This is a genomic window from Paraburkholderia sp. BCC1876 (assembly GCF_902833695.1).
Lineage (GTDB): Bacteria > Pseudomonadota > Gammaproteobacteria > Burkholderiales > Burkholderiaceae > Paraburkholderia.
On sequence record NZ_CADFGI010000002.1, the window covers coordinates 453,029 to 466,397 of the forward strand.

Sequence of the window (13,369 nt, forward strand, 5' to 3'; positions counted from 1 at the left end):
TGCGCCGCCAGCAGTCCGCGCGACCGTTCGACGTCGCCAGGCTGTCTCGTTATTCGCATATTGCGAAGTTCTCAAGACGCGAATAAAATGCTTTCAGTCGTACCGCAATACCCGATCAGCAGGCATTTGTCTTATGCCATCCGGCCAGCTATCGGCGCCGTGCCGCAATGTTTAGCCTTGCAGGTAGAGCGTGCATGTTCAGCCCGCCAAACCAGGTGAGGAAATACGATGCGGGTTATTTCAAAGAAGGCGTTGCTGGACTTTATAAACAGACATCCGGGTGCGCGCAGTGCGCTAATGACGTGGTATTCACTGGCGCAGGCTTGCCTCGCGTATGGCTATAACGACCTGAAGCAGACGTTCGCCGCCGTGGACTACGTGCCGCCGCAATACACCGTTTTCGATGTAGGCGGCAACCGGTTCCGGATCGTCGCGGCGATTCACTACAACAGGCAGTCGTTATTCGTTCGTCATGTATTGACGCATGCGGAGTACGACCTTTGGACGAGGAAGAATTTAAACTCATGAATGCCGATCGCCTTCCGGGAGCCTTTCCCGACATCGCTCAAACCTGGGTCGCGCTGCGAGCCCAGTTGCCGATCATGCCCATCCGCAACGAGCAGGATTACCAGCAGATGGTGCGTGTCGCCAACTCGCTCGCCGATCATCTGAACGGCGACGAGGAAGATCCGCTCGCCGATCTGTTCGCGATCGTGACCGACCTGATCGAACGCTGGGAAGAGCAGCACGTGGAGATTCCCAAAGCGGAGCCGCGCGAGGTATTGCGGCATCTGCTGGAAACGCACGGGCTCAAGCAGAAGGATCTGATGGGTATCGCTTCGCCCACCGTGGTGAGCGATATCCTGGCGGGCCGGCGGGCGATCAGCAAAAAGGTCGCCAAGGCGCTCGCCGTGCGTTTTCATACCGACGTCAGCGCGTTTCTGTAAAAACGGCGCAGCGTGGTTTGCGTGCGGCGCATGCATTCAAGCCACGCACCCAAACCACGCTGCGCGCTCGTCGAGAAAACCAGAAGGGGCTGCGCCTGATTCAGGCGCAGCCCCTTCTGGTTGACGCTCTGCCGATCTAACTACCGTCCCACCTACTGCGGCGCATGAATATCCGGCGGATCGCCGGCGGAATACGTGTATGCGTACGCGTAGTCATAGGTGCCGTAGCGATTGTGGCTCTTCAACGGCACCGCATTCATCACCCCGCCCACCACGCGAGCCCGCGCACGCCGCAGTTTCTTCAGCGCTTCGGCCAGGTGTCCTTCGGTATGAGCGCCGGCGCGCATCACCAGCACCGTCGAACCGGCCAGATTGGCGACGACCGCGGCATCAGCCACAGCCAGCAGCGGCGGCGTGTCGACGATCACCAGATCGAAGTCCTGTTCGAAGCGCGCGAGGATTTCGCTGAAGCGCGCCGACGTCAGCAACTCCGACGGATTCGGCGGATAAGCGCCCGCCGCGATGAAGTGCAAGCCGTCCACGCCGGTCGTGCGCGCCGCGGTCTCCAGATCGACCTGACCTGTCAGCAGTTCGGTCAAGCCGCCGTTCGGCGAGCGGCCGAGATATTGCGCGAGCCGGCCGCGTCGCAGATCGGCGTCGATCAGCAGCACGCGCTTGCCGGACTCCGCGATCAGCGCGGCGAGGTTCGCGCACAGAAAGCTCTTGCCGTCCGACGGCGCCGGGCTCGTGATCGCGACGATACGGTTCGGCGCTTCGAGCAGGCCGAACTGCAGCGTGGCGCGCAGCCCGCGCAAGCCTTCCACCGTCGAATCGTACGGATGCGTCTTGACCAGCAGCGGCCGCATCGGCGTCTTGCCGGACGGAATCACGGTCTGCGTCCCGACCGGCACGCTGGCGCGGCGGCGCGCCTTGCTTGCCGCCGCCGTCGCACCGGGCCGCAGCCGTGCGATCACACCCGACTGCAACGCAGGTACCTCGGTCGGCGTGGAGCGCGGCGCGGGCAGGGCGGCCCGGCGCTGGGCGCTCAACTGCTTGTCGGCGCGCGCCTGTTCGGGACTGAACGCGATCGAGCCGAAAATCGGCAATTGAAAACGCCGCTCGACGAACTCGGGATCGGCCACACCGGTGAAGAACGTACGGCGGCAGAACGCAAACAGAATGCCGCCGATCACCCCGAGCAGCGTGCCCGCCGAAATGATCAGCGCGGACTTCGGCCGCACCGGCTGCGACGGCAGCAACGCGTCGTCGATGATATGCACGTTGCCGATCGTGCCGGCGCGCGAAATCGACAGCTCCTGGGTTTTGTTCAGCAGCGCCACGTAGATTTCCTCGGCGACCTTGGCGTCGCGTTGCAACGCGAGGGCATTGCGCTCGGAACTCGGCAGCGTGGTGAAGTGATCTTCGAAGCGCGCTTTCTCGCGCGTCAACGCGGCCATTTGCGCATCGACCTGCTGCACCTCCGGCGCTTCCTGCGTGAAGCGTTGCAGCAGTTGCGCGCGCTGAATGCGCAACGTGGCGATCTGCTTTTCGTAATCGAGGCCACCGGCGAGATACACGCCGGCTTCCTGAGTCGGCTGGAACGAACCCACTTTCGACTGATACTGCGACAGCGCGGTCTCCGCCTTCTTCACCTCGTCGCGCAGATGCGGCAACTCGCTGTTCAGGAACGTGAGCATATGGCTCGCTTCTTCCTGCGCGCGCTCGGTGCGCTGCGCCAGATACGAGGCCGCCACCGCGTTGGTGATCGCGGTGATCGCGTGCGGATCGGTGCCCATGAACGACAGTTGCACGACGCCGGTGTCGCGACCTTTTTCGCTGACCTGCAGGCCGGCGGCGAGACCTGAGACGGCGTCGAGCTGGTTGAAGCGGGTCACGTAGAAGGTCGTGCCGGGGCGCGCCACCAGCTTCTTGACGAACAGCGTGACGTCGCTGCCAGTGGCGGGTTGACCGGCCACGCCGGTTAGGATCTCCTCGCCGTACGCATCGGTGAGTTGATAGCGGCCTTCGTCGAGCACATGCAGCGTCAGACGCGCGCCTTCGAGCGCTTTCGGCACCGTGATCGAATCGACCGCGAATTGCTCACCGCCCCATGCATACGAACGCATGCCGAGGAAAGCGCCGAGCGGTTTACCGGGATGCGTAAATATCGACGTGATCTTGCCGAGCACCGGCATGGTCTTCGCCGAGGTGCTGAAGTTCAGCTTGAACTGCTCGACCACCGGTTCGACCACCGCGCGGCTCTTGATGATTTCGATCTCGGCGTCGGTATGCATCGGGCCGGCCGTCGGCACGAGCGAGGGTGAATTCGGGTTCTGCGCGCCGCCGTTATTGCTTTGCGTGTCGACCTGCAACAGTGCGTCGGCGGAATAGATCGGCGTGGCGATCTTCGTATAGATCACCGCGGCGAGAATGATGCTGCCGGCAATGCCCAGCACCCACCAGATCTGATCCATCACCGTGCGCAGCAGATCGCGCATGACCGCGTCTTCGTCGCCGCCGGGCGGCGGGCCCGGCTCCAGCATGTCGTACGTACTCATAGGAGACTCCGTTGCGTGCGCATTATCTGGAGAGCTGCACGGTGTAGAACAGCGACTGCAGTGTCGGCGTGATCTGTTCGAGCGCACGGTTGAAGCGCGCCGCACTCGAGACCTGCACGTACACCACGTCCTTCGGTTGCAATTCGAACTTGGTCATCAGCATCAATGCGTCGACCTGGGTCATGTCGAGCTGATAGACATCCGGCGTGAGCGTCTTGTCGGCGCCGCGCACCACGTAGACGAAGCGCGGATCGCCGGTTTTGACGTCGAGGCTGCCGGCGCCTGTCAGCGCGTCGGCGAGCGTCAGGCGGCCGCGGTTCATCGGCAGCGAGGTCGGCTTGTTCACTTCGCCGAGCACGAACACGCGGCTATTCGAGCGGTCCGGCACGTCGATGATGTCGCCGTCCTTGAGCAGCACGTTCTGTTGCGGATCGCCGGTTTCGAGCAGCGCGGCGACGTCGACGGTGTAGCGTTTGCCGTTGCGCGTCACGCCCACGTTCTGCAGATCCGCGTCGGGCAACGCGCCGCCCGCGCGATTGATCGCGTCGAGCACGGTGAGCGGCGCGTCGGTGATCGCCTCCGAAGCCGGCGTGCGCAGGTTGCCGGTGACCTGCACCGACTGGCTGTTGAAGCCCGAGACGCGCACGTCGAGCTGCGGATCGCGAATGGTCTTCGACAGGCGCTTCGTCAACATTTCCTGGACCTGCTGCGCGTCCATGCCTTGCACCTTGATGCGGCCCACGCGCGGGAAGAAGATCGTGCCGTTGTTGGCGACGCGCACGGTGAGGCCGCCTTCGCCGCCGCCCGACAGCGCCGGCGCGATCGGCGTCGCGCCTTGCGTCTGCGTCGGTCCGGGCGAGGGCGCCGCGCCGCCGCCGGCGCCCGGCAGCGGTGGCAGGCTCGCTACGCCGGTGCCGCCGCCGGTCAGTTCCGGGTGATCCCAGACGATGATGCTCACCTGGTCGCCGATACCAAGCCGGTAGTCGTAACCCGCACGGGTCTGCGCGGTCAGGCACGACAGCGGGCAGACGGCCGGCACCGCCGCCGCGCGCTGCTGACGGAAGTACGCGACATCGATCGCATGCACCGGAAACTTGTCCGCGGTCTGCTCGGGCGGCGCGGGCGGTGTCAGGCGGTTGGTGTCCAGATACGGCCCCGGCGCCAGCGAACAGGCGCATAGAGAGGCCGCCGCGAGCCCGGCGGCGATCATCTTGATAGTCATTGTTTGGTCCCTCGCGTGAAGCTTGTGCGCCATTGCCTCAACGCACCGCTTCCTGCCATGCCCCGCGCATTGCGCGTAAACCGACCCACCATTTGCGCAGCGCCAGCGCCACACCGCCGCGCTCGAATGCCAGCGACAACGCGCGCACGAACCCCGGGTCCGCGCGGTTGCCGATCAGCGTCGAGTACGCGACGAATGCCCATCGGCCCGCGGGCGTCAGGGTTTCGCACATGATGAGTCGGAGATTAAAAGACGCGTTATAGAAAGCCGCGTCGTTGAATTTGAAGCGTTGGTCGTCGTCGAAACGTTCCGCGGGGTAGTGGTCGACGGCCACCCGCGGGTCATACATCAGCTTCCAGCCGGCATGCTTCACGCTCAGGCTGAACGCCATGTCGTTATGGACCTGCGCGCCGGTGCCGCGCAGTCGGACGTCGAAACGCAGCGCGCGCACCGCGTCGCGCCGGTAGCTCATATTCGCGCCCTTCAGAATGTCGACTTCGCGTGCGTCGCCGACCCCGAGGTGATGATTGCCGGTGATCATGCCGGCCGCCGTGACCTTGCCCACGCGCTGCCGTTCGCCGTCCAGCACGCGGCCTTTTTCATGCACCCAGTCGCGTCCGCCGAGGCCACCGAGACGCGGGTCGTGTTCGAACGCGGCGGCGATCCGCGCCACCCAGTCGGCGTGCGGCGCGGCGTCGTCGTCGGTGATGGCGAGCACGTCGCCGCGGGCGGCATCGAGCCCGCGATTGAGCGCCGCGACCTGGCCCGGCGTGTCGACCAGCGCCACCGTGAGCGGCAGCGTGCCCGGCAGCGCCGGATCGCGCAGCGCGGTGTGCGTCATGGCGTCGTCGCTGCGCGCTATCACGATCACTTCGTCCGGCGCGCGCGATTGTCGTTGCAACGCCGCGAGGCAGCGCGCGAGGTCGGCTGGCCGGCGATAGGTCGGCACGATCACGGAGACTTTCAGCAACGGTTTCCTGAGTGGCATGGTCAGAATGCGTTGTGGCCGACAAAGCCTTTGAAGATTGTGATGAGCACAATCTTCATGTCGAACCAGAACGACCAGTTATGGATATAGAACAGATCGAACTTGACGCGCGCCTCCATCTTTTCCACCTTGGTGGTAGCGCCGCGATAGCCGTTGACCTGGGCCCAGCCGGTGATGCCCGGCTTGATGCGGTAGCGGTACATGTAGCCGTACACCTGATCCTTGTAGAGATCGTCGTGTTCGACCGCGTGCGGACGCGGACCGACCACCGACATCTGCCCGAGCAGCACGTTGAGAAACTGCGGCAGCTCGTCGAGACTGGTGCGGCGCATGAAACCGCCGAGTTTCGTGATGCGCGCGTCGTGGCGCGTGGCCTGCGTGATCTGGCCGTGCGCTTCGTGATGCACGGTCATCGAGCGGAACTTGTAGATCGCGAACGGCTGGCCGTCCACGCCCTTGCGCGTCTGGCGGAAGAACACCGGTCCCGGCGAACTCAGCTTGATGCCGATCGCGAGCACGACGAACACCGGCGCGAGGGCGAGCAGCGCGGCCGCCGCGAACAGGCGGTCAAAGATCAGCTTGGGCCACATTTGCGGCGACGAGAACGGCGTCGCGCTCAGATTCAGCGTCGGTAAACCGACGACATCGACCAGCGCATGGTTGAACAGCGACAGACTGCGCACGTCGGGAATGAAGCGGAGATTCACGAAGTCATTCCTGAACAGCCGCGTGAAGCGATAGATCGTATGTTCTTCGGAGAGCGGCAACGCGAGCCACACCTCGTTCACCTGTTCGTCGCGCACCTTGTTGACGAACGTATTCAGATCGGTCAGCACCGGCAGGCGTTTCATTCGTGCGCCATAGGCGCCGGCGCCGTCGATGCGGGTGTCGCTCGTATCGAACACGCAGACCGGTTTGAAGCCTGCTTGCGGCGCGTGTTCGAGATGCGCGAGCAGCGTGCGCGAGAAGCCGGGCGCCCCGACGATCGCGACGGTGCGGAAGTTCATGCCGCGACGGCGCACACTGCGCAGCGCCACGTGCACCACGCACTTGGTGACGACGATCAGCGCGCCGGAAATCAGCGTCGAATAGCCGAACCACAAACGCGACACGGCATCCATGCGATGCAGCGTAAACGCCAGCACGAGCGCGGTGGCGACAACGACCAGCCAGGCGGCGGCAACGCGCGCCAGCATCGAGCTCAAGGCTTTGCCGCGCCACGTGTCATACACCCCGAAGCCGGGAAACAGCAGCAGCACCAGCACGCAGTTGAAGGCGATCAACAGGCGCTCGGTGTCGGACAACGCGATCGGCGTCGAAAAGCGCATCCAGTGAGCGAGCAGGCCTCCCGCAATCACGAAGAGTGCGTCGAGGCATCGCGCAGTATTCCTGAACATGATTGAAATTACCCGATAGTCGAACGAGGCCCTGCTTATTCGACCGTTTCGGCCTGACGCAGACGCGGCAGCAGGCGGTCGAATTCGCGCTTGACGAGGCCGTAGCATTCGCAGGCACGGGCTTCGAGGCCTTTGCGGTCGAGCACCTTGATGTGCCCGCGGCTGTGGTGAATCAGGCCTTCGTCGTGCAACTTGCCGGCCGCTTCGGTAATGCCTTCGCGGCGCACGCCGAGCATGTCGGCGATCAGTTGCTGGGTCACGGTCAGATCGTTCGACGCCACGCGGTCCACTTCGATCAGCAACCAGCGGCACAGTTGCTTGTTCAATGCGTGGTGACGATTGCAGGCGGCGGTTTGCGCGACCTGGGTCAGCAGGGCGTGCATGTACAGCAGCATCAGCCGGCGCAGGAAGTCCGAACGGGCGAACTGTTGCTTGAGCGCCTGTGCGCTCATGCGGTACGCGAAGCCGGCGCATTGCACCTGCACGCGGTTCGGCATGGTTTCGCCGCCCGTGAGCACCGGCACGCCGGTCATGCCTTCGCGGCCCACTGCCGCGATTTCGACGGAGCTGCCGTCTTCCATCGTCGAGAGCATCGAGATGATCGCGGTGGTGGGGAAGTAGACGTGATGGATGCGTTGACCGGAGTCGCACAGCAACTGCTCAGTGCGCAGGTGAACCAGTTCGAGATGCGGAGCTAGCGCCTGCCATTCGTGGGAAGGCAATGCGCCGAGCAAATGGTTGCCGTGCAGATCTGATTGAAGTGTCAACATGATCGGTCCTCGCGTGGAAGTCGCGCGCTGCGTGACTTCCTGTTTTTGATCCGATGCCTGCATCCTTGATAACGACGTGCTGCCTGGCGAGCAGCGAGGATGAACAGGACCGGCCCCGTATTGGCCTGGTGCGCCGCCGCCGTTTTTGTCGATCTCGTTTGCGGTGACGCGGTGTTGCGCTCTTCCTTTAGCGAGGAGCGTGCCAACCTTGGGGAAAACCAGCACTGGTGCGGCGCAGCGAGCGAAGACTTGACGATGCGCGAAGCAAAATGTGGCTTTTTGTTTCAAATCTGTACAACACACGAATCCCCGGCTGGTCTCGCGCGGGGCTTTTTTATCCGACTCAAGTCATTGATCGGATTGGGTTTGTGGGTGTTGGGCAGGGCCTTGCAGAGGGTGTCTCACGGATGCAATGCCCTTTGCATGAGGGTTGTCGAGGGGTGTCCGGGATGTGCCGGATTTGATTCAGAACTGTTCTATACGCTGCGTACGGTGCCGTACGAATCGCCGGGTTCGCGCCGCCGGGTGTCGGGCAAATTCCGACAGTGATTCCGCAGACCAGACAGGTCGCTTCGCGCAGCGCGAGGTTTCATGCGGTTCTTGAAGGACTCGTACGATCGACGCGCGGGCTCAGCCGTAAAAAGTGGCGGAAATCGCATTGACGGCGCGCACTTCTCCGGCCGGCGCCGCGCATGTTGCGTCAGCTTTAAACACGGGGTTGGGTGCGGACGCAACCATTTCGCGAAGTTCGGCATGTGGGATGAGCGGCACGACGCAAGGGCGGTTCGGCGGTAGATGAAACCAGTCGCGCGCGGCCCGGTAGTGTGTGTCATTGATATGAACGAAGCGCGCGAAACGCTTCGTTTCGATGACGAGCTGCCAGCCGTCGCCCGCCGGACTGCGCTCGACCGTCACGCTCAAGCCCAGATCATGGCGCTCGGCGACGCGCCGCTCCGGCAGATGAAACGCTTCAGACACAACCCGGCCGTCCGCCGCGTCGCGTAATGTCGCAATCGTGACGTCGTGCGCGCGCGGGCCGAAGCGGTACGCGTGCGTGAAATCGAAGAACTGGCCGAGGCAGTCGGCGGCGCTCAGGCGCTGCGCGCTGTGCGGCGCGAGTTCGACCGCGCGGCTCGCGGATACCACCTTCACACAGCCGTCACGCAGGCAGACCAGTTCCAGTTGCGCGTGCAACGGTTCAGCACGCTCGTTCAGCAGATGAATATCGAGGCCGTTGAGGCCTTCGTCGGTGATGGCCACCTGTGTGGGTTGGAGCGTCTGCGCGAGGCCGTGCAGCGCGCTTTTAGGCCGTCCTGTGGCGTCGATCACGCCCCAGCCGGCGCCGGGGCGCAAGTCCTGCAGTTGCCAGACCAGCGCGCCGCCGCAACCGGAGCCCGCGCGGCGCCATTCGGCGAACACGTCGCTCATCAGATCGGCGACCACTGCGCGCGACAGATCCAGGTAGCGCTCCGGGTCTTCGTAGCGCAAGCGCGCCGGCTCCACGCCGTAGAGCGACTGCAGGTAGTGGTCGCGCACGTCGTCGAAATCCCAACCCGCGCCGGGGTCTCGCGGCACCGCGGCTTTCCAGCGCGGATCGTGCGCGTGGATCGTGCCGAGCGCGTCGTGCAGCGTGGCGTTGTCGGGCACGTTGGCGAACGCGAGGCACTCCGCCGCAAAACGCACCTGCGCGCGCCGCACGTCGTCGAGCGGCCGTTGATACGCGCCGACACCGTAGTAATGGGTGATGCCCTCATTAGTCGAAAACGGCCATACGCCGCCTGACGGCGAATTGCCGACGTACGGCACATCCGGGCGTTCGCGCGCGGCGATCGCGGGCAACTGTTCGGTGAATAAAGGTTGCGCGCGCATCGAAGGCGGCAGGCCGAACATGGCCGCCTGCTGGTCGACTTCGCTGCCGCCGCAGAGCACCGCGAGCGCCGCGAAGCGGCGCGTGCGGGTCAGAAACTGAGTGGCTTCGCGTTCGATCGACGCGCTGAATGCGGCGTCGTTCGGGTAGTCGAAATTCGCCAATGCGAAGTCTTGCCAGATCAGCAGGCCGTATTCGTCGGCGAGTGCGTAGAACGTATCGGATTCGTACACCATGGTGCCGCCCACGCGCAGCATGTTCATGCCTGAGTCGCGGGCCAGCGCGAACGCGTGGCGCAATTGCGCCTCGCTGCCGGCGAGCGTGACGATATCCGCGCTGGTCCAGCAGGCGCCGCGACAGAACACCGGCGTGTCATTGATGCGCAACGCGAAGCCCATGCCGGCCGCGCCGCGTTCCACTTCGATGCTGCGAAAACCGATCGAACCGAGCGAATGCGACGACGGCTCGGCTGACACACGCGCGTCATCGAGCTGCAATGTCAGGGGATACAACGTGGGTTCGCCGTGCGTGTGCGGCCACCAGCGTTGGGCGTGAAGTACACGGACGCTGCCGCTCAATGTGTAAGCGTCGGTCCATTGCAAAGACGAAACGGCGTCGCCGCAATTTAACGATGCATGACAGTCGCCGCCAATCTGCGGATGCACAAAACGTAGCGTTATCGAAACAACGCCGTCGTCGTGATCGACGCGACTCGTCAGATCGAGCGTGTCGATCGCGTGACGCGCGTCGCTCAGCAATTCGATGGGCCGCCATGGTCCAACCGCCTGGACCGAAGGACACCAGCCCGGCATATGTCCGAGCAAGGTGGTGCGCACATTGCGAAGTGTGGGCGGCGTCACGAGCCGGGGCCGCCAGCGCGCGCGCGAGCGTTTGGCCGTGAGTGCGGGAGTCAGCGAACGGAAGCACAGCGCGAGCGTGGTATCGCCGTTCAGTTCGATGTCGAGATCGTGCGCGACGAACATCGAATCGGAATCGAGACGCTTCACGCCGTCCACCCACACCTCGGCGAGCGTGGCGAGACCGTGCAGCCGCAAGCGACGTCGGCCGATGCCGTTGAGCGCGAGCCGATACCAGTGATCGTCGAAGGCGAGCGGGGCGGGGTGCGTGACGTCGAACTGACCGGCGGCACGCCGCGCGCTCGCGATCGTGCCGGGCACCGGCGCGGCGAGCCAGCCTTGCGCAGGCAGGTCGGCGGGCGACGCGCAAGCGCCTGGCGGCGTGCTGACGCATTGCCAGCCGCTGTCGAGGCGTTGCGGCCACAGCGAGTCCGCCGGCAAGCCATGGGCTTCGGTTTCGGCGGGCGTCGGGTCGATCGTCATTACATCCACGGCGAATCCCCGAGTGTTCTTTGAAGCGTCAGACGATTCGTCACAAAGTCACACCATCAAAACATTGCAACGTCATGCCACCAGCGCGGCGAGCGGCGGCAGCGTCTTCTCATAAGCGCTTTCGAGTACGTCGAAACAGTCGTCGCACAGGTCGCGGCGCTTGCGGGCAATCGCCCGCACGAGCCGGAACTGCATCACCATCGACTCCGCCGCGATGCTTTGCGCGGCGGCTGGGATCGTGGCCGGCATCTCGAAGCCTTGCGCGCCAAGCCACAGCAGATACTTCGACAGAAACTCGAAGTTCGCGCCGAGCTGACGCATCAGGTTGAACGAGTACGGATGGAAGAACGCCTCGCCGCGTTCGAGCAGCATGTCGAGATGCGCGGGGAATGCCGCGCGCCATTGCGACACGGGGTTCGTCAACGGCCGACGGCTCAGATGCGCGCACAACAATTCCGCCGAGGTTTCCGCGAGCGCGGTACCTTCGAGCGCGGGCCGCGCCTGCTTGGCGAATTCCACATACGGAAACAGCAGGTCGGGTTGCTGCGCGAATTGCGGCAGCTTGCGGAACACGCCGTCGTAGTCGTCGCCGTCGAGCTGGTGATAGCCGGTATTGTGAAAGTAGCCGAGGCGGCGCGCGGCGGGATCGATAAAGTCGATGCCCACCGTGGTCTTCGGATGCTCGCGCCGGTACGACGTGGCGCGCGTGTTCGGCAGATAGAAGCCGTCCACTTCCACCAGCACGGTATGGCCGCGCTGGGTTTGCGCGAGCACGCGGGTTTCGAGCGAATCGTAAATGGCCAGTTCCTGCACCTGGGTGCCGTACAGCCGCTCGAGGTCTTCGAGCGGGAATTTGAAGAACGTGAACTGATCGCCTTCGAAGTCCTGCGTGACGGTGAACGCCAATGCCGCGCGTGGATCGAGTCCGAAGCCGTGCAGCAGCTCGATCCACAGATCGACGTAGCAATTGGTCTCCTGCCACACGCGCTCGCCCTGATGCAGCGCATGCGGCGCGTGCTGCCGCAAATGCGCGGCGGGCGTGACGAGTGCGGCGGGCGCCGTGGGCGTTGCGGGCACGCCCGAGGAGGCGCCGTCCTGAGCGGGCAAATCGACGCGGCGCCCCAACGGGAAAGCGGCTTGCGGCCCCGTCGGCGCAGGTGTCAGCGACGGGTTCATGCGCGCTCTCCGGCGCCGGGCGCAGTGGCGGGCAGCGTCTGCATGCCGTGCGCCACGCGTGCCTCGGTATCGCCCCACAGCAGCGCGCGTACGTCGTCGGGCCACGCATTCACGTCGAGCCCATGATGCCGGAACAGCGCGAGTGTGATGCGTTCCATGCCGAAGCCGACACAGCCGGTATGCGCGACCTCGCCGTCGTCGCAGGCAATCTTCCAGATCGCGCCGAAGTGGTCCATGTGATAGTTGAACGACAGGCAGGCGGTCTTGCCGCGCGGATCGGCGATCGGAATCAGCAGCTCGAACTTGAGCGCCTGAGCGCGCTGGCTGTCGGCGACGATCTTGCCGCCGCGGCCGAAGAACGGGTCGTTGGCGAGATCCACTTCGACCGGCAGTTGCAGCAGCGTGACGAGCAGCGAGCCGCGTTCGATCCACATCTGACGGAACGCCATCACCTGCTCAGGACTGCCCAGCCGCACGTATTCGCGCTGCCGGAACATCTGCATGCGGCCGGGATCGAGCGACGGTTCGTGGCGGAAGCAATACGACAGCACGTCGATCGTGCGGCCGTCCGCCGGCAGCGGACCGCGCCGCGCCATTACCGGATAGATCGGATAGCAGGCGGCCGGCGTCAGCACCACGCGAGTGGGCTTCTGCTGTTCCATCCACGCATCCGCGCGGTCGTCGTCGCGCTCGGTCATCGCGTCGTCGAGCGCGCGCAGCAGACGCTGGTGGCCCATGTCGTTGCCGCAGAACGAGTGGATCGTGCCGGCCAGATTCGGGAAGCTCTTCAGATATTCGCTATCTTCGAAGTCGGTGCGGCGCATGGCCGGCGGAAAGCGCAGCACTTCCGGCTGCTGGTCCGCGCCGAGATGCGTGATCGCCACGTTCAGGCGGTCCAGCACGTCTTCGAAAATCTGGCTGCGGCCGTACAGGCCGTTTTCACCGGTGTCGATCAGCAGGCCCGCGGCGATCAGTTCGTCGCGGAAGTTCGGCGCGGCGGGTTGCTCTGCGGAAGCAGCGGCAGAAACGGAAGCAGCGTCAGAAGCCGCGTCATTCGCGCCGGCCAGTGCGGCGGTGTCGGTCATGTTGTTCATT

General features: G+C 64.5%; 10 protein-coding genes. 2 read left to right on the forward strand and 8 right to left on the reverse strand.

Annotation, left to right across the window (positions count from 1 at the left end; all coding sequences use genetic code 11):
* Nucleotides 1–228: 228 nt before the first annotated feature.
* Together HWY05_RS08405 and HWY05_RS08410 are read left to right on the forward strand one after the other, a co-directional pair.
* A complete protein-coding gene (locus HWY05_RS08405; protein WP_035550759.1) occupies nucleotides 229–528 on the forward strand; it encodes a type II toxin-antitoxin system HigB family toxin in 300 nt (99 codons plus the stop codon).
* Entirely contained in the window at nucleotides 525–947 is a 423-nt protein-coding gene (locus tag HWY05_RS08410) for a transcriptional regulator (RefSeq protein WP_035550756.1), read from the forward strand. The genes HWY05_RS08405 and HWY05_RS08410 overlap by 4 nt, the downstream gene beginning before the upstream one ends.
* Nucleotides 948–1,099: 152 nt before the next feature.
* Here HWY05_RS08410 and HWY05_RS08415 read toward each other — a convergent pair whose 3' ends face one another.
* From HWY05_RS08415 to HWY05_RS08450, 8 genes are all read right to left on the reverse strand, one after another.
* Nucleotides 1,100–3,505, reverse strand: a complete 2,406-nt coding sequence (locus HWY05_RS08415) for a polysaccharide biosynthesis tyrosine autokinase (protein WP_176058029.1) — start codon at nucleotides 3,503–3,505, stop codon at nucleotides 1,100–1,102.
* Between the two features lie 22 nt (nucleotides 3,506–3,527).
* Nucleotides 3,528–4,727 (reverse strand): polysaccharide biosynthesis/export family protein, encoded by a 1,200-nt coding sequence (locus HWY05_RS08420; protein ID WP_176058030.1) that lies wholly within the window; start codon nucleotides 4,725–4,727, stop codon nucleotides 3,528–3,530.
* A 37-nt stretch (nucleotides 4,728–4,764) separates the two neighbouring features.
* Nucleotides 4,765–5,715, reverse strand: a complete 951-nt coding sequence (locus HWY05_RS08425) for a glycosyltransferase (RefSeq protein WP_176058031.1) — start codon at nucleotides 5,713–5,715, stop codon at nucleotides 4,765–4,767.
* A 2-nt stretch (nucleotides 5,716–5,717) separates the two neighbouring features.
* Nucleotides 5,718–7,112: an undecaprenyl-phosphate glucose phosphotransferase gene (locus HWY05_RS08430; protein ID WP_035550747.1), complete on the reverse strand. Its 1,395-nt coding sequence runs from the start codon at nucleotides 7,110–7,112 to the stop codon at nucleotides 5,718–5,720.
* Nucleotides 7,113–7,147: 35 nt separating this feature from the next.
* A complete protein-coding gene (locus HWY05_RS08435; protein ID WP_006048767.1) occupies nucleotides 7,148–7,882 on the reverse strand; it encodes a Crp/Fnr family transcriptional regulator in 735 nt (244 codons plus the stop codon).
* A 630-nt stretch (nucleotides 7,883–8,512) separates the two neighbouring features.
* Nucleotides 8,513–11,089: a glycoside hydrolase family 2 protein gene (locus tag HWY05_RS08440; RefSeq protein WP_244146555.1), complete on the reverse strand. Its 2,577-nt coding sequence runs from the start codon at nucleotides 11,087–11,089 to the stop codon at nucleotides 8,513–8,515.
* Nucleotides 11,090–11,170: 81 nt separating this feature from the next.
* Nucleotides 11,171–12,274 carry a DUF1839 family protein gene (locus HWY05_RS08445; RefSeq protein WP_176058033.1) on the reverse strand — a complete coding sequence of 368 codons (1,104 nt, stop codon included), beginning with the start codon at nucleotides 12,272–12,274 and terminating at the stop codon, nucleotides 11,171–11,173.
* On the reverse strand, nucleotides 12,271–13,368 hold the full coding sequence (locus HWY05_RS08450; RefSeq protein ID WP_176058034.1) for an amino acid--[acyl-carrier-protein] ligase: 1,098 nt from the start codon (nucleotides 13,366–13,368) through the stop codon (nucleotides 12,271–12,273). The genes HWY05_RS08445 and HWY05_RS08450 overlap by 4 nt, the downstream gene beginning before the upstream one ends.
* Between the last annotated feature and the right edge of the window lies 1 nt (nucleotide 13,369).